We start from the raw sequence: 16,616 nt of genomic DNA, 5'->3' as shown, positions 1-16,616 counted from the left end.
GGAATGTAGAAGCTACTTTGACGCTATTTTGTCTTTATGACGACAATCCTAGGGTAAGCACTCTCGGTGTTTTCCTGCGCTGATACGGCGCTTGTCGTCCGCGCGATACGAAATTTGCATGTTGCAATACAGCATTGATTTCGCGCAATAAAAAACGGCCCGCAGGCCGTTACACGCATGGGCGCGAGGGGTGGCAGCGGGCCGTCACTCCAGCGATTCCACCAGATCGATGTACTGCTGCTTGGCATCCTCTTGTGCCAGGCCCTTGAGCTGGTTCCAGGCGTTCCACTTGGCCGAGGCCACAAAATCGGTAAAACCGGGCTTGGGCTCGTTGTTGTCGCCCACCGCGCCCTGCTTGTACAGGCCATAGAGCTTGAGCAAAGTCTGGTTGTCGGGGCGCTCGCTCAGGTTCATCGAAGCGGCCTTGGCAGCCTCGAAAGCAGCGTTCAGATCGGTCATGGTGTCTCCTGCAAAAAAGTGGCAACCAGTGTAGCTGCCCCCAAAGCGACAGCGGGCGGCCGCCCCTCAGTGGCTTCCCTATTTGCAGAGGCGGCTGCCTGGGGCAACCTTGCGGCCCATGAACCAAGTTGCCAGTCTGTACCACCGCCGCCGAGCCGCCTATGCCGATGAGCTGGCGGACATTCCGTGGCTGCGCGTGCTGCAGCCAAGCGAGCGCGAATACGCGGTACGCAAGCTGGTGGTGACCGATGCCGAGGCCGGCGAATACGTGTGCCGCGTGGGCCGCCCGGTCACCTACTGGTTTGGCGTAATCGAAGGCTTGCTGAAAATGAGCGCCGAGGACAGCGAAGGCCGCACCATGACTTTTGCCGGCCTGCCGCGCACCGGCTGGTTTGGCGAAGGCACGGCGCTCAAGCGCGAAATCTACCGTTACGACATCCAGGCGCTGCGCAAAAGCGTGGTGGGCGGCATACCGGTGGAAACCTTCCACTGGCTGCTCGACCACTCGCTGGGCTTCAACCGCTTTGTCATGTACCAGCTCAACGAGCGGCTGGCGCAGTTCATCAGCGCCCGCGAAATCGACCGACTCAACCGCCCCGAAGAGCGCGTGGCGCGCACCTTGGCCGCCTTGTTCAATCCCGTGCTCTACCCCGGCGTGAGCGACGTGCTGCGCATCACCCAGCAAGAGCTGGCGTACCTGGTGGGCCTTTCGCGCCAGCGGGTGAACGAGGCGCTGGCCGCGCTGCAGCAGCAAGGCTCCATTCGTATCGAATACGGCGGTCTGCGCGTGATCGACCTGCCTGCGCTGCGCGGCCGCGGCTGGCATGGCCATACGGGTGCGGAATCGGTGCCTGCGTCGGAATAGCTGTAGCCGCGCTGGCACCGCCCCCAGAATGCCCCTGAAAGCGGCTCTGGCGCTGGCTTGCTGCCTATAGGCACCAGGGCATTCCGCGCGACAATAGCGGGCTATGCCAAATGCACCTGCCCCCGAATCGTCCGGAAACTCCGCCCCCGAAGGCGAAGGCCGTAAAAAACTGAGCCTCAGCCGCAAGCCCGCCCCTGCGCCCCAGCCCGCCTCGCGCGATGCCGGCCGCAGCCGGCCCGCCGGCGGTGGTGCTGCGCGCTCGGGCTCTGACCGTGGCGGTGCTGGCGCTCGCTCGGGTGGTGGCCGCCCAGGCGCTGGTCGCCCCAGCTCGGACCGTGCTGGCTATGGCGACCGTGGCTTTGCCGGTGGTGACCGCCGCGAAGGCAGCCGTGACGGCCGCCCAGGTGGTGATCGCCCCAGCTATGGCCGCCCTGGTGTAGACCGAGGTAGTGACCGTGGCGGTTACGGCGACCGTGGTTTTGCCGGCGGTGACCGCCGCGAAGGTGGTCGTGACGGCCGCCCAGGTGGCGATCGTCCCAGCTTCGGTCGCCCTAGTGCGGACCGGGGAGATCGTCCCAGCCGTGATGGCGACCGCTTTGACCGTGGCAATCGCCCAGAACGCGGCGATCGTGGCGACCGCGGTGCGGCACGCCCCGGTGGTGCACAGCGCCCCACGCCAGCCAACGTCTGGCGCGCAGATGAGACGCCTCGCACCATGCAAACCGCTGCTGCGCAGGCGCAAAACGTACAACTCAAGGCCGAAGGCCAGCTGCGCGTGAACAAGCGCCTGTCTGATCTGGGCCTGTGCTCGCGCCGCGAAGGCGATGCCTGGATCGAAAACGGCTGGGTGCTGGTGAACGGTGAAGTCGCCACCATGGGCCAGCTCGTGAGCGTGACCGACAAGATCGAAATCCAGCGCGAAGCGCAAGAGCAGCAGGCGCAGCAAGTCACCATCTTGCTGCACAAGCCCATGGGCTACGTCAGCGGCCAGGCCGAAGACGGCCACGAACCCGCCGTGGTGTTGGTCAACCCACCCAACCACTGGCGCGAAGACCACAGCAAAACCCGTTTCAACTTCAGCCAGCTCAAGGGCCTGGCGCCTTGCGGCCGTCTGGACATCGACTCCGTCGGCCTGCTGGTGCTCACCCAGGACGGCCGCGTGGCCAAGCACATCATTGGCGAAGACTCCGAGGTCGACAAAGAGTACCTGGTGCGCGTGGTCTACGACAACATTGAAAAAGACGTGCAAGCGCACTTCCCCGCCGACAAACTGGCCCTGCTGCGCCACGGCCTCTCGCTCGACGGCGAAGCCCTGCTGCCCGCCGAAGTCGATTGGCAAAACCCCGAGCAACTGCGCTTTGTGCTGCGCGAAGGCAAAAAACGCCAGATCCGCCGCATGTGCGAAGCCGTAGGCCTGCACGTGGTGGGCCTCAAGCGCATCCGCATCGGCAAGGTCGTACTGGGCAACCTGCCCGTAGGTCAGTGGCGCTACCTGGGCCCGAACGAATCGTTCTGAGCCCGGCCATAACGGCCAAGCAACCAGCTGATAAAAAAGGCCGCCTTCTGCGATGAAGGCGGCCTTTTTTGGCTGAGAGAACTGCTGCTCGTGGATGCCACCTCGGTTGATAGCCAGCACCGGCCAACTGTCGATGGTCACATTTGCTGATCGCTAAACGATTGCTTCCCAGCGACCGCTTTGGAACAGCAATGCTTTAGTGCATCAGTAGGTCAGCTGCTACAAGATTTCAGCTGGGCAGTCCTCTGAAATCCACTCGCCTGTTTCGCAGAGCCTTTGGATTTCGAGTATTTTTGGACCAAGCTCATGACCTTGTGATGCCAGCCATACATCGTCATAGTAGGTATCAAGATATCGGTCACCGCCATCGCAGGCCAGAAAGACCAAAGAGCCGGTTTCTCCTGCCTTTTCCATTTCACAGGCAAGTTGGAGTGCTCCATAAAAATCCGTTCCGGTAGAGCCTCCGTAACGTTTCCCGGTTAGCTTTGCCAAATACTGCATCGCGGCATAGGAGTCAACGGTGCGCACAAGCATCATTCGATCAACGACACCGGGAATAAAGGATGGTTCGACTCTGGGGCGGCCAATACCCTCGACGCCAGATGATTCGGTGTTGGCCAGCGTGATGTCTCCTGTGCGGTGGTAGTCCAGAAAAACTGAATTTTCTGGGTCTACAACGCACAGCTGGGTGGAGTAACCATGGTATCGAATGTAACGTCCTATCGTTGCAGAAGTGCCGCCGGTGCCAGCTCCCGTCACAATCCAACGCGGAACAGGGTGGACCTCGTCAGCTAGCTGGCTGAAGATAGATTCGGCAATATTGTTGTTGCCGCGCCAGTCTGTTGCCCGCTCTGCGTAAGTGAACTGATCCATGTAGTGACCGCCGGTTTGCATCGCAAGCTTCGCTGCCTCCTCATACATTTGATCGCCACGATCAACAAAATGGCATTGACCGCCATAGAATTTGATCAGATCTATCTTTGCCGGGGAGGTTGAGCGCGGCATGACCGCAATAAACGGAAGTCCGAGCATGCGTGCGAAATAGGCTTCCGACACTGCAGTGCTCCCCGATGACGCTTCAATGACGGTCGTTCCTTCACGCACCCAGCCATTGCACAAGGCATACAAGAATAGTGAGCGAGCAAGTCGATGCTTGAGGCTGCCTGTAGGATGGGTAGACTCATCTTTGATATACATCGAGATGTTCTGAAACCCAGGCAAGTTCAGCGGAATGATATGGGTATCGGCTGAGCGACAGAAGTCACGGGAAATGCGTTGGACAGCGTCCGATGTCCAGGAGTTTGGAAGATGCACTGTGCTTATTCCTGTTGGGTGGGAAGCGCCAAAATTGCTTCTATTTCAATTTGTGCAGATTTGGGGAGTCCAGCAACTTCGACGGTGGCGCGTGCAGGATAGGGTGCAGTCAACATGGATGTCATTACCTCGTTGACTTTGGCAAAGCCACTCAGATCAGTCATATAAACGGTGAGCTTGATGGCATCCTTTACCGTGCAGCCCATGCTGCGGCCGATTCCTTCAATGTTTTGCAGTGACAAGCGTGCCTGATCGCCAATGTCAGCGGGCATATCTTTGCCATCCAGTGACAGCGGAAGCTGGCCAGACACGTAAAGTAGATCGCCGATTGCAATGGCTTGTGAATATGGACCAATAGCGGCCGGGGCGTTGCTTGTGCTGACGGCATTGAACTTGCTTTTGCACGCCAAAGCTTGATCGCGAGAAGACTTCATTTTTTCCTATTTTGTATATAGGGCACATTTCTCAGTCAACGACCAATGTGAGTGTTTCCCAAGTATCGTGAACGTCGTGATGCTTGCCTGCTCCGCTTTTGGGGCAGAGCTTTTTCTCTGGAAATGTGCCTTTAGCAAGAGCACTTCATCTACTGGCATTGACGCGGGTTAGCAAGCCGCTGACGGATTCCGCGGGCAGTCGCAGCGCAAAAATCAAATCGTTCATCGCAGTGAAGTCTTCGCCGACGATCAGGCCTGCCATGGCTGCAGTTGCTTCAGTAGCCGGAGCAGGAACTTGGGCAACATGGCTCAACGCGAGTGTGAACACGAGTCCGTATGGAATATCTTCCGATAGGAAGCGCGTCTGGGTATCTGTGGGGCCAGGCGGGCCACCACGCATGCGATGCAGTTCAGATGCGATATCGGAGAGCTGCTCAGACTCCGTATTAAAGGACTGGGCAAAATGCCGCTCGATCGTTCTCACCTGTAATCCGAACGCATTGGCCACCGCCCGGCGCTCGCTGTCGAGCTGTGTAATCACCGCTGCAACACGAGGGGTCATGAAATGGTATTGAGGCCAGTTTTCTCCGCGCTCAATTCTTGTCCAATTGAAAAGCGCCAAAGGACCATGAGCGACGGGATTGATATTGGTCAGCGCAGACGCCAGTGCGTTCTCGTCAAGGGTAAATCCGCTGCCGAACAGTGCTTCGCAAGCTGCAAGTGCAGCATCTTGTGATGAACGAGGCAGACAAGAAACGCCGAGCGATGTGCGCCTGGTCATGATCTTCACATTGGCACCGTCTTGCCGGCGTGCCGTGAGAACTGTGGTGCCGAAACTAGCCACGGAGATAGGAATACCTCGCTCCAATGCTGCCTCATACAGATAGAGGGCCGAAAGTGAGCTCATGGAGCTGACAATAACCAGCTGTCCCGCCTTCAAGTGAGGGACTAGCGAATCCATTACGGTGCGATGCCAATTGACTGGGACTGCAATCAGCAGCACATCCTTGCCCAGCGTGAGTTCCTCTGCAGTACTTGCAACCTCGACGTGTACGCTGGCTTCAAGAACACCAGTGGAATTCAGAGCTTGCTCGCGCAGTAAGTCGGCACCCCCACCACGCGGGGACCAAAGCGAAACATCATGGCCACGATGAAACATCCACACTGCGCTACCTAACGCGATGCCGCCGGTTCCAACAATTCCTACTTTCATATATTTCTTTATTCGCTCTTGATGTTGCCGCGCTTGACGACGTCCGACCAACGTTGTGAGTCCTCTGCGATGAGTTGAGCAAACTCTTGGCTTCCAACGCAGCTCACTTCTGCTCCTGCATCCTGAAGACGTTTCTTGGTCTCGGGTAGCTGGCAGACTTTCAGGGTTTCTTCGGTGAGACGGGCAATTGTTGCTTGAGGTGTTTTTGCAGAAGCCATGACTCCGACCCATACCGGTATCGCTAGACCAGTAAGGCCTGTAGCGCTTTGTACGGTTGGAGTACCTGGCAGGCTTTGCAGGGGCGCATTGGTAAAGGTGCCGAGAACCCGAGCTTTCCCGCTCTGCACCATGGGTTCGATAGATGCGGCGCTCGTCACGATGGCATCTACATTTCCACTGATGAGATCGATGATGGCTGGGGCTGCGCCACGATAAGGAACATGTGTCAACTTCACTTCGGCGCCCTGGGCTAAGAGTTCGCCAGTCAAGTGAGATACCGTTCCTGTACCTGTGGATGCGTAGGCAAGCTTGTCTGGTGCGGCTTTTGCTGCTTTGAGTAAATCGGCCAAAGAGCGAAAGTGGCTCTGAGTCCGAACGCCAATGACCATTGGCGTGTCTGCCACCATCGCGACAGGTACCAGATCTTGTTGCGCCTTGTATGGCATTTTGGACATCAGGTGCGGAGCGATCGTGATGGAACCACCCGTTGCCAAAAGCAGTGTGGAGCCATCCGCTGGCGCCTTGACTACTGCATCGGCTGCAATTACGCCGCCTGCACCGCTCTTGTTTTCAACAATCATCGGGCCCGGGAGACGCCCCGCCAGCTGTGATGCTAGATAGCGACCAATAATGTCTTGCGAGCCTCCAGGCGCGAAAGGAACCAAAAGGCGGATTGGCTTGGACGATTCCTGTGCGATGGCGGTATTGAATGGCGCGAAGGTGTGCGCAATCAGAGCGATGACCGCGCCATATCTCGCAGCGTGGTTGTGAAGAACAGTCAGGCGTCTCATCGAATTTTTTCTTTAGTTGGAGATGAGCCGATTATTCTGAGAGCAGACTTCGAAATAAAGTCCTGAAAATAGATGACAGATATCTACTGCATGCAGGGCTGATCAGGGGTTCTAGGGGCGGCGAGACGCTAAGATTACATAGCCATTTCGACGAAGCCGGTTAACTTGCCGTGCTGCCGGGTGGCACTACCTGCCATGTCGAATGAACACGCGAATTCTGCAAACTTTCCTGATGGTCGCTGAATCTGGCGGCTTGTCCAGTGCTGCCAGTGTCTTGGGAATTCCACAATCACAAGTGAGTCGGCATATCAAGGAGCTAGAAGAGATCTGCGGCACCCCACTGTTGTACCGACATGGTCGCGGTGTCAGCCTGACGCTTGCTGGCGATCGCTTACAGAGCACTTTGCGTCCGGCATTGTTGCAATTGGAAGAGGCGCTGAGCGCGGCTGGAGACCAGGGTCGCGAACCATCAGGTCCGGTAGACATTGCTCTGTCGCCTTCGTTCATGCATGCGGCGGGTCTTAGACTTTTAGATGCTGTTCAGGAAAAATACCCTCACGTTCAGGTGCGGCTGATCAGTGGCAACTCGCGTTACGTGTACGAATGGGTGCTGCATGCGCAGGTTGACATTGGTGTACTGAGCGATATAGGCATGTCGTCACAGTTGTTGCTCGACGAGCTGGGATCGGCCAAGGTAGTTCTAGCCGCTCATCCCGACTTCACATTGCGGTTCAGCAGAGATTCCATTCCTGATCTCAATGGGGTTCCGCTACGACTTCCTAGTCCGGGGCAGGGCCTTCGCCGGCAAATTGATATTTGGGCTGCCAAACATCAGCTAGAACTAAATGCCGCATATGAAATTGACGATATTGAGATCACCAAGGAGATCATTGCGACACAACGTGCAGCGGCGATCGTCTCCAAATTGTCAATCTACCGAGAGTTGGCCGCAGGAAGCATCGTCGGGCACACGCTAGGGGCAGATTTTCGCATTCGCTCGGTAATGGCTACTGCACGCAATCGTCCCATTACACCTGCCATGAAGGTTGTGATCAAAGAGCTCAAACAGATATCTGCCACACTATTCGAAGAAGTAGTGGCCTAATTCTCAACCTTGCACCGTCAACGAATAGCAGCCACCTTCTTAGGGGAAGGTGGCAGTTTTTATCTCATCGACATGGCCCGCGCCGAGGCCAAACGCATCCTGCCTCGGAAATGGGTGTTGCGGGTTTAAAGCTTGCCAACCCCGTCCACATAAGCGCTACATCGCAGGCCCCAAGCCCCAAGCACCCATCAACCGCCAGGCGACCACAGCTCTGCGTCGCTGCTTGATACTGCGCATGCGCCGGAGCGCAAGGCCAGGGCGACTTGTTCCTGGTTGCAGATGAAGCCGGAGGCCACGATGGGGGGCATGGCTTGTTTTTCTGCTTCGGTGATGTGGGCCAGCATGGGCGCGGGCATGATCTGTACGAGGTTTGGATCGCTTTGCTCGATGGCCTTGATGCTGCGCGGCCAGGTGGAGCGGTCGGTCACGAAGACTTTGAGCATGGTCAGCAGGCCGGCCTTGTTGGCGCGCTGGACGGTGGCCATGCGCGTAGACAGCAGGCTGCTGGCGCCGATGTCGACCAGGTAGTCGACGGCGCCTTTGTCCTGAGAGATGCCGTCGCAGCTGTCGATGTTGACAATGGCCAGCTTGTCGGCCTTGGTGATGGTCGAGACCACCAGCCGCAACTTGCGCAACTCGATATTGGCGACGATGGCCACTTCCGCCTTGCTGGCCAGGAACGCTCCCATCTGGTCTGCACCATAGAGGGTTGCCATGACGGGGTGCCGGGCAAGCCTTGCACCAAGGGAGCGGTCCATACTAGCAGTCCTTGCCGTTAAGGCGTGATGTCGTCAGACAGGCCGAGCTTGCCGGGGTTGAGCAAGTTCTTGGGGTCGAGCATCTTCTTGGTGGTTTGCAACAAGGAGAATGCCGTGCCCAGCGATTCCGCCATGTACGGTGCGCGCAGCAGACCGACGCCATGGTGGTGGCTGAGCGTCGCATTGTATCTAAGCAAAATCGCATTCGCTGCATCCCAGGCGGCACGGTACCACTCGGCACGCTTGCTCACTTCCACTTCGCCACGCAAAGAGAAGTACAGGCAGGCGCCGTCCACATAAGCATGCGATTGGTGCGCCGAGCCGGCCAGCGTTCCTGGTACCGAAGCAATGGCCTTGACCACCTCGTCGTAGATGGCTGGCAGGTCACGCCAGCGGCCCGACATTTCCAGGGTGTCGGCCACAAAGCCGGGGCTCTTTTTAAAGCCTTCGGCGCTCTTGCCGGTGAGGTAGCGGGTGTCCAGCCAGCGCTCCAAAATGGCTGCGCCGTCCAGCTCGGTGCCGGTTGCTTTGCACACGCGCTCGCAGATGCTCATCACCGCGTCCACCATCTCGGGCGCGCCTTCATCGGCAATCATCAAGACGTTGGTGGTGGGGCGGTTGAACTGCACGCCGCTTTCGAGCTCGTCGTACAAACGCAAAGCCGCCGGGTTGGCGCCTTGCTGCATGATCTGGCGGCAGGCTTCCAGGCCTTCTGCAAAGGTATTGAACTCGTAGGCGATGGCCTTGCCGTAATCGGGCAGGCGGTGCAGCTTGAAGCGAACGCGAACAATGATGCCCAGCGTGCCTTCCGAGCCGATAAAGAGCTGCTGCAGATCGGAGCCCACGGCCGCACGCGGGTAGCCGCCCACGGTGATCAGGCTGCCATCGGCCAGCACCACGTCCATGCCGTAGACCATGTCTTCGATCTTGCCGTAACGGGTGGAGAGCTGGCCCGCGCCCCGGCAAGCCACCCAGCCGCCCACGGTGCTGATGCCGAAGGACGAAGGCCAGTGGCCCATGGTCATCTTGAACTTGCCTTGGATGGTTTCTTCAAAGACATCGCCGAACATGCCGGCTTCCACGTTCACGATCTGGCTGGCTTCGTCAAAATCGATCAGCTGGTTGAGCTGGCAGACGTCTAACACAATGCCACCGCGCACCGGCAGTGCTGCGCCGGTGACGTTGCTGCGGCCCGCAGACACGGTAACTGGAATGGCGTGCTCGTGGGCGATGCGCATCACCGCCTGGATTTGCTCTACCTTCGAGGCGTGCACGATCACCGCATCCGGCGTGGCCGGGCGGCCCGAGGTCTCGGCCACCATGGTGCGAGCCCACCAGTCGCGGGTGCGGGCAATGACAGCCTCGCGGGCGGTTTCCACCTTGTCTGCTACTTTTTTGAGCGCATCAATTTGCGCCTCGCTCACGGCGACCGGCTGGCGCTGCAGATCGGCAGGGCCATCGAAGTTGCTGATGCTTGCTGCATAGCCTGGCGGAGTGTGGGCGCCAACCACGTAGTTGCGGCGGTTGTAGCCACGTTTGATTGCGTCTTTGCTCAGCATTGCGTATCTCCCATAAGAATCGACTTTTCACGTTCTGCAGACTGGCGGTAAGCGGCCACCTGCTCCAAGACTTCAGACTCGCTCAGGCCGAGCTCTGTCTGCAAGATTTCTCCCACCCGCGCGGCAGCTTGCGATGAGGCATCACGGGCCATCAAGCGGGCTCGCATGCGCCGCGACAACACGTCTTCCACGGTTCTGGCCATTTCATGGCGAGCGGCGTAGATCACTTCCGCTTCGGTATAAGGCAGGCCGGCGACGATGGGTTGCAGCGATGCAGGCTGGGCCTGCATGATGTCGCTCACAAACCGGGCCTCGGTGCCATAACGCTCGCCCAGGTGTGCGGAAAGCCCGCCGGTGGCGGTAATGGCCTGCGCGTCGTAGCCAGCGGCGCCCAACAAAAAGGCCGAAGTGGTGGAGCAGCTCTTGCGCCGGCCCAGCAGCTTGGCCACCGTGTCCACGGTTTGCTCTGCCATGTGGCGTGAGGTCGTCAGCTTGCCGCCCACAATGGTGACCAGGCCGTCGGCGGCCACGTGAATTTCGTGGTTGCGCTTCATCTCTACCGTCTTGCCGCCTGCAGGGCCTACCAAAGGCCGGCAACCGGCGATGCTGCCCACCACGTCTTCCGGTTGGAGATCGGTTTTGAGCGCGGAGCGGGCGCCTTCCAGCAGAAAATCAAGCTCCTTGCGCGTGCAATGCACATCGTCCAGGCTGCCTTCGTAATCCTCGTCGGTGGTACCCAGGTACGAGACATTGCCCCAGCGGGTAATGGTGGCGCGCCTGCTGCGCCCAGGCACTGGAATGGTGACGGTGCAATCGTTGCGGATCTTGAGCCAGGGAATGGCCACGTGCACGCCCTTGGCGGGCCGCACATGCAGCTGTGGCTCCTGGCCGGCTTTGCGGCCATCCCAATCGCGCAGCCACACGCCGGTGGCCATGACCACCGCTTGGGCTTTGATGCGGATTTCTTTGCCATCCGCCTGCACCATGGCGCCATCCACCTTGCCATGCTCGTTGCGCGTCAGGGTGCTGGCTTTGCAATGGTTGGCGATGGCCGCGCCGTGGAAGGCGGCAGTGCGCGCAACGGTCAAGGTCAGGCGGGCATCGTCCACGCGGGCATCAAAGTACATGAAGCCGCCCATCAGATAGTCTTCGCGGAAAGTGGGGCAGTGCGACAAGACCTCGGCCTTGGACAGCTTCTGGTGCAAGATGCCCTCGCGCCAACCACCGGCCAGGTCATAAGTCCAGAGCAGGCTGTTAAAGGCCTTGGCCAGCTTTTTGTCGAACACGCCTTCGCGCTCCATCACCGGGAACAGAAAGGGCAGGCGGTGCACCAGGTGCCGGGCGTTGCGGCGCAGGCGCTGCCGCTCCAGCAGCGAATGGCGCACCAGGCCCAGATTGCCTTGTTCGATATAGCGCAAGCCGCCGTGCACCATCTTGGAAGACTTGGACGAGGTGCCAGAAGCAAAATCATCCTTCTCGATCAGCGCCACCCGGTAGCCGCGCAAGCTGGCGTCCAAAGCCACGTAAGAGCCGGTGATGCCACCGCCGATCACCAGCAGATCGAAGTGCTCGTCGCCCAGGCGGGTGAGCTGCTCTGCTCTGGCAATTTTCAGGGGCTCGGTCAAGGTCAGCTGCGCGCTGTCTTTGCCATATAGGTTTGTTGGCCAACCTATCATGCTGCTTTCTCCGTTTGTTCCTTACGGGTGTACTGGCGTGCGTGTGCCAATTCGTCTGCTACGCGGGCGTGCCAAATGGCACGCCGTTGCTCACGCTCGCCTGCGGCCATGCGGGGCTCAAAGACGGCGTCGGTTTTCAAGGTGGCACAGGCCTGCTCCAGCGAATCCCAGAGCAAGCCAGAGCTGCCCGCCAGGAAGGCTATGCCGCGCAAACTGGCCTTGTCGGTTTCGGCCAGACGGCGCACCGGCATGCCCATCAGGTCGGCCTGTATTTGCAGCAAGGTATCGCTGCCGGCCAAACCGCCACCTACCAAAAGCTCGGCCACTTGGGTGTGCGATGCCTGCTGGTTGGCTTCCATGCAAGAGGTCACTGCGTGCGCAATGCCTTCCAAAATCGCCTTGGCCAGTTCGGCTTTGCTGGTGGCCATGGAGATGCCCAACACCGAGGCTCGGGCGGCTGGCTCCATGGCTGGAATGCGCAGGCCGGTGAGCCCCGGTACAAACAGCAGATCGGGCGAAGTCGTGGCCCGGCTGGCCAGTTCGCTGATCTGCTTGGGGTCGCTGAACCATTCCAGCTTCTCGCAAATCCAGTTCAGCGCCGAACCGGTGGTGGGCACATAGGTTTCGATGGCGAAGTGAGACACACCGCCGGTGCGCCGAGCCGTCATGGTGAGCGAGCTCTCGTGCGCCGCATCATGGGCCGCCAACCGGGTGCCGGTCAGCACATCCACAAAGCTGCCTGTGCCGTGCACACACATGGCTTGCCCGCGCTCCAGGCAACCCAAGCCAATGGCGGCAGCGTGCTGGTCGCCAGCGCAGGCGAGAATGGGCACCTCGATGCCCAGCAAGTCAGCGCGGGTCCGCCCAAAGTCATCGGCGTCCTCTCTCAGCTGGGGCAGCAACTGCTGCGGAAACTCCAACGCCTCCAGCCAATCGCTGAGGTAGCGGTGCTCTTGCAACACGTAGGCGTTGCCCGAAGTCACATTGGTAGGGGTGGTCACCAGTTCGCGGTTTTGCGACAGATGCCAGAGCAGCCAGGTGTCGATGGTGCCAAAGGCCAGGCGTTTTTGGCGCAATGCCTCGGCAATCTCGGGTACCTCCTGGATCTTGTGCTTGGCCCACAGGTACGGCGAGCGCACACCGGCCGGCCTGCCGGCGTATTGCACCAGCGTTGCATCCCAGCGCGGGGAGAGCAAGGCAATCTCATCGCGGTGTCTGGAGTCTTGCCACACCATCACCGGCGCCAGCGATTTTCCGGTACTGGTATCCCACAAGACGGCCGAGCAACGCTGGTTGGCAATGGCCATGGCCACAATGTGTTGGCCTGCTGCTCGGGCGCTTTCGATGGTCTTGCGGCAGACCTGCAGCGTCTTCTCCAGCAGCACATCGGCATCTTGCTCTACCACGCCAGGCCGCGGGCAGCTGACATCGAGCGGAATATAGTTCTGCTCGGACACCAAACCATCGCGGGCGACCAAGGCCGCACGCGTACCCGAAGTGCCTTCGTCTATAGCCAGAATAACTTCGTTATGGACCATTGCCTCTTTCCTCGTTTTTCTATCAGCTGGCTTGGCGGGCCGGTACCGCCTTGATGGCGTCTTCCTCGAACTGCGGCGCATCGGGTTCGTTGTCCGGGTTGATTGAGCTGCGGGTTGGATCCCACTTGATGGTGAAGCAGATGATGCTGGCCACCAATGGAACCACGGACAGGATCAGGAACGTGGTCTCCAGCCCATACTGCTGGCGGAACAGCGGGAAGACCAGCAAACCAAGTGCCGCACCCATGGCGCCCAGTGCACCAATAACGCCATTGGCACCGGCGCGCAGCTCGCTGCGGAACGATAAGGTCGACAGGCTCTTGCCATTGGCGCCCGGGCCGCCCGAGTGGAAGAGAATGAACAGCGAAGGCACCGCCACAGCCGCCCAGACAGGCATCTTGCCGTTGAACAGGCCCAGTATCAGCAGCATCAGAAACACCAGGGCAAAGCCGAATGCCGATGCACGGCGCAGGCCGAGAACGCGGCCGATGGTGGGTGACAAAAAGCCGCCGATGATGCCGAAGATATTGAAGACCAGCGCACCCAGCGTGGCTTCGCGGAAATCCTTGCCGAACAGCGATGCGCTGATCAATGGCAGGTACCAGCCCACGGCAAAGTACTGGATGGATTGGCCAATTTGCACGGTGGCAGCCAAGATGGTGCGAGGCAGGTAAATGCCACGGAAAATCAGCAGAACATTGGCCAAACCACGCTTGGCCAGGTTGAGTACCGGGAGCCTTTCCGCTACGGGAGCAGCTACAAACGGCTGACCGTAAATGCGTGTCATGGCTCGGGCCGCGTCTTCAATGCGCTCTTTGCGTGCCAGCCAGGTGGGGCTCTCCACCAGCAGCGACAGCTGCAGAACCAAGATGAGGCAACCAAAGACGGCGGTTGCTGCTACCGAGTAGCGCCACAGCGAATCGCCAACGCCCCAGGAGTTGAACCACAAAGCCAGCACCAGATTGGTACAGACGGCCATGTACCACATGCCCTGCCAAACGTTGAGCCGGCTCTTCAACTTGGCGGGAGTGAACTCGGCCAACACCGCCATGGCAATGGCGAAATCAATACCGTAAGCGGCACCGACAAAAAAGCGGCCAAAGAGAATGGTGGAGTAATCAGGCGCAAAAGTTACCAGCAGCGCGCCCACCACGGCCAGCCCCTTGGCAATGATGAGAGGGCGCATGCGGCCCCAGCGGTCGGCCATCCAGCCGCCAATGGGGTTGAAGGCGATAGAGACCCACGAAGCGAGCGATGTCATCCACGCCACTTCAGCAGCGGTCAACTGCTGATCGCGTGTCATCGGCCCGAGGCCTACGCTGAGTGCTGAGTTGGAGAAAGCATCGAGAAAAAGGCCACCTAGTGCGAGCCACCAGATCACGCCCGCTCGGCCTTTGATACCCTGGCATCCGTCAATAAAGGATATGACATCCTGGACACCGCGAATCTTGATAGCGCTGGTTTGCATCATTGCCTCCTTTGTGTACTGCGAGAGGCGGATACAAACCCTATAGGCGCGACGAAGCCATCTCACAGATGGTCTTCAAATCTGAACCTGTATGCGCCCATTGTAGGGCGCCGGTTTGGGGTGTGACTCAGGACAAACCAGTAAGCGGCTCTTTTGCTGTCGCCAAGGTGCGACGCCAGAAAGGTGCTGCGCTGAGCCGTTGTGTCAATGGCTTAAAGCTTGCAAACCCCGTCCACATAAGCTTTGCGCCAACGGGTGATCTTGACGTTGGCGAACAGGCCGACTTTGAAAAATGGGTCTTTTTCGATGAAGGCTTGCGCTGCTTCGCGGGTGTCCAGATCGACGATGTAGAGGCCGCCGCCTTGGTCGCTGCCGTCGTCATTGAGCTTGGCGCCGCAGGCAATCAGCAGCGCTTTGTTGTCGTCGAGAAACTGCAGGTGCTCGTTGCGGTGTTCTTTGCGCAGCGGCAGGCTGTCGGGTTTGTCGAAGGTTTCGATGATGTAAGGCATGGCATGGTGCTCCGTGGTTGAAATGCGCTGAGCGTAGCGCACCCGGGCAGCGGTTTGCTGATGCGGAGTTGACAGCCCCTAGCTTGGGCGTTTGGGTGTACTGCAGTGCAAAGTACATGCGAGCCCTAGTCTCTGCACTGCCAATACCTCGTACACCAGCACTCACTCCAACACAATCTTCTCCCGTTTCACCACCTCGGCGTAGGAGGCGCTTTCTTTGCTGATGCGGGCGGCAAACTCTTGGGGGGTGGGCAGGGTGACGGCGCCTTGGGCGCTCAGGGCGGTGAGTACGGCGGGGGCGGTCATGGCGGTTTTGGTGGCGGCGTAGAGTTGGTCTACTAAGGCTTGCGGCAGGCCGGGCGGGGCCAGAAAGCCGAGCCAGAAGGTGGAGTTGATGCCGGGGTAGCCGGACTCGGCCATGGTGGGTACATCGGGCAATTGCGCAATGCGCTCGGGCGTGGTGACAGCCAAGGCTTTGAGTTTGCCTCCCTGTATTTGCGGCACGCTGACCAAGGTGTCGAAAACCGCATCCAGCTCACCGGCCAACACGCCCATGCTCGCTTGTGCGCCTGATTTATAGGGTACGTGGTTGGCTTCGAAGTGGGCGGTATTGCTGAGCATCATCATGGCCAGGTGCGCAATATTGCCAACACCGGTCGATCCGTAGTTCAGCTCGCCTGGTTTGCGCTTGGCGTAGTCCACCAGATCTTGCACGGTGTTGATGTTGTTCTTCTGCGCCCAACCCGGGTGTACGTTCAGCACGAAAGCCGCATCCAGCAAAACGGTAATGGGCGTCAGGTCTTTCGATTGGTAGGGTGAGTTTTTGTATACCGAGGGGTTGATGACGATGCTGCTGCTGTTGGTGGCCAGCAGCGTGTAGCCATCGGGTGTAGCACGTGCCACTTCGGCCACGCCGATGGAGCCATTGGCGCCGCCCTTGTTGTCCACAATCACTGTCTGCCCCAAGGTTTTGGTCAGCCCGTCGGCCAGCAAGCGGGCCGCGTTGTCGGTGATGGAGCCTGCGGTAAAGGGCACCACAATGCGGATCATCTTGGTGGGCCACTTGCTGCCCTGGGCATGGGCCGCTGCAGGTGCCAGTGTCAGCGCGGAAGCCCCGGCAACGCTGGCCGAGGCCAGCAGAAAATCGCGGCGCGATGGGTGGTGGTTCATGGCTTGTCTCCTCGTCTTGGGT

At 59.3% G+C, this 16,616-nt stretch carries 15 protein-coding genes; 3 read left to right on the top strand and 12 right to left on the bottom strand.

What is annotated here, in order from left to right; translation table 11 throughout:
- Positions 1-204: 204 nt before the first annotated feature.
- Complete coding sequence (locus tag ACFIQF_RS04985; protein ID WP_393940737.1) at positions 205-459, bottom strand: acyl-CoA-binding protein; 255 nt, start codon at positions 457-459, stop codon at positions 205-207.
- A 118-nt stretch (positions 460-577) separates the two neighbouring features.
- On the opposite strand from ACFIQF_RS04985, the gene ACFIQF_RS04980 reads away from it, so the two are divergent.
- Positions 578-1,324: a Crp/Fnr family transcriptional regulator gene (locus ACFIQF_RS04980; RefSeq protein WP_393940736.1), complete on the top strand. Its 747-nt coding sequence runs from the start codon at positions 578-580 to the stop codon at positions 1,322-1,324.
- A 103-nt stretch (positions 1,325-1,427) separates the two neighbouring features.
- Positions 1,428-2,840, top strand: coding sequence for a pseudouridine synthase (locus ACFIQF_RS04975; RefSeq protein ID WP_393940735.1), 1,413 nt, complete (start codon positions 1,428-1,430; stop codon positions 2,838-2,840).
- A 219-nt stretch (positions 2,841-3,059) separates the two neighbouring features.
- On the opposite strand, the gene ACFIQF_RS04970 is transcribed toward ACFIQF_RS04975, so the two are convergent.
- The 4 genes from ACFIQF_RS04970 to ACFIQF_RS04955 form a co-directional block, all read right to left on the bottom strand.
- Positions 3,060-4,037, bottom strand: coding sequence for a PLP-dependent cysteine synthase family protein (locus ACFIQF_RS04970; RefSeq protein WP_393940734.1), 978 nt, complete (start codon positions 4,035-4,037; stop codon positions 3,060-3,062).
- A gap of 122 nt (positions 4,038-4,159) precedes the next feature.
- Positions 4,160-4,588, bottom strand: coding sequence for a Rid family detoxifying hydrolase (locus tag ACFIQF_RS04965; RefSeq protein ID WP_393940733.1), 429 nt, complete (start codon positions 4,586-4,588; stop codon positions 4,160-4,162).
- A gap of 145 nt (positions 4,589-4,733) precedes the next feature.
- Complete coding sequence (locus ACFIQF_RS04960) at positions 4,734-5,801, bottom strand: NAD/NADP octopine/nopaline dehydrogenase family protein (protein WP_393940731.1); 1,068 nt, start codon at positions 5,799-5,801, stop codon at positions 4,734-4,736.
- Between the two features lie 8 nt (positions 5,802-5,809).
- Positions 5,810-6,811 carry a Bug family tripartite tricarboxylate transporter substrate binding protein gene (locus ACFIQF_RS04955; RefSeq protein WP_393940729.1) on the bottom strand — a complete coding sequence of 334 codons (1,002 nt, stop codon included), beginning with the start codon at positions 6,809-6,811 and terminating at the stop codon, positions 5,810-5,812.
- Positions 6,812-7,013: 202 nt separating this feature from the next.
- Between ACFIQF_RS04955 and ACFIQF_RS04950 the strand changes: the two genes are divergently transcribed.
- Positions 7,014-7,916 (top strand): LysR family transcriptional regulator, encoded by a 903-nt coding sequence (locus tag ACFIQF_RS04950; RefSeq protein WP_393940727.1) that lies wholly within the window; start codon positions 7,014-7,016, stop codon positions 7,914-7,916.
- A 188-nt stretch (positions 7,917-8,104) separates the two neighbouring features.
- Here the strand turns inward: ACFIQF_RS04950 and ACFIQF_RS04945 are convergent, their stop codons facing one another.
- The 7 genes from ACFIQF_RS04945 to ACFIQF_RS04915 form a co-directional block, all read right to left on the bottom strand.
- On the bottom strand, positions 8,105-8,674 hold the full coding sequence (locus ACFIQF_RS04945; protein WP_393940725.1) for a glycerol-3-phosphate responsive antiterminator: 570 nt from the start codon (positions 8,672-8,674) through the stop codon (positions 8,105-8,107).
- 17 nt (positions 8,675-8,691) lie between these two features.
- The gene (locus tag ACFIQF_RS04940) at positions 8,692-10,233 is read right to left on the bottom strand and encodes an FAD-binding oxidoreductase (protein WP_393940723.1); all 1,542 of its coding nucleotides are present in this window, start codon (positions 10,231-10,233) and stop codon (positions 8,692-8,694) included.
- Complete coding sequence (locus ACFIQF_RS04935; protein ID WP_393940721.1) at positions 10,227-11,909, bottom strand: glycerol-3-phosphate dehydrogenase/oxidase; 1,683 nt, start codon at positions 11,907-11,909, stop codon at positions 10,227-10,229. Before ACFIQF_RS04935 ends, ACFIQF_RS04940 begins: the two co-directional genes overlap by 7 nt.
- The gene (locus ACFIQF_RS04930) at positions 11,906-13,447 is read right to left on the bottom strand and encodes an FGGY family carbohydrate kinase (RefSeq protein ID WP_393940719.1); all 1,542 of its coding nucleotides are present in this window, start codon (positions 13,445-13,447) and stop codon (positions 11,906-11,908) included. The genes ACFIQF_RS04935 and ACFIQF_RS04930 overlap by 4 nt, the downstream gene beginning before the upstream one ends.
- Positions 13,448-13,469: 22 nt before the next feature.
- The gene (locus ACFIQF_RS04925) at positions 13,470-14,915 is read right to left on the bottom strand and encodes an MFS transporter (protein WP_393940717.1); all 1,446 of its coding nucleotides are present in this window, start codon (positions 14,913-14,915) and stop codon (positions 13,470-13,472) included.
- Between the two features lie 212 nt (positions 14,916-15,127).
- On the bottom strand, positions 15,128-15,424 hold the full coding sequence (locus ACFIQF_RS04920) for a YciI family protein (protein ID WP_393940715.1): 297 nt from the start codon (positions 15,422-15,424) through the stop codon (positions 15,128-15,130).
- Positions 15,425-15,586: 162 nt separating this feature from the next.
- Positions 15,587-16,594, bottom strand: a complete 1,008-nt coding sequence (locus tag ACFIQF_RS04915; RefSeq protein WP_393940714.1) for a Bug family tripartite tricarboxylate transporter substrate binding protein — start codon at positions 16,592-16,594, stop codon at positions 15,587-15,589.
- Between the last annotated feature and the right edge of the window lie 22 nt (positions 16,595-16,616).

It is taken from the genome of Comamonas trifloxystrobinivorans, assembly GCF_043359985.1.
Lineage (GTDB): Bacteria > Pseudomonadota > Gammaproteobacteria > Burkholderiales > Burkholderiaceae_C > Comamonas > Comamonas trifloxystrobinivorans.
This window is presented reverse-complemented; position numbering and strand designations above follow the sequence as displayed.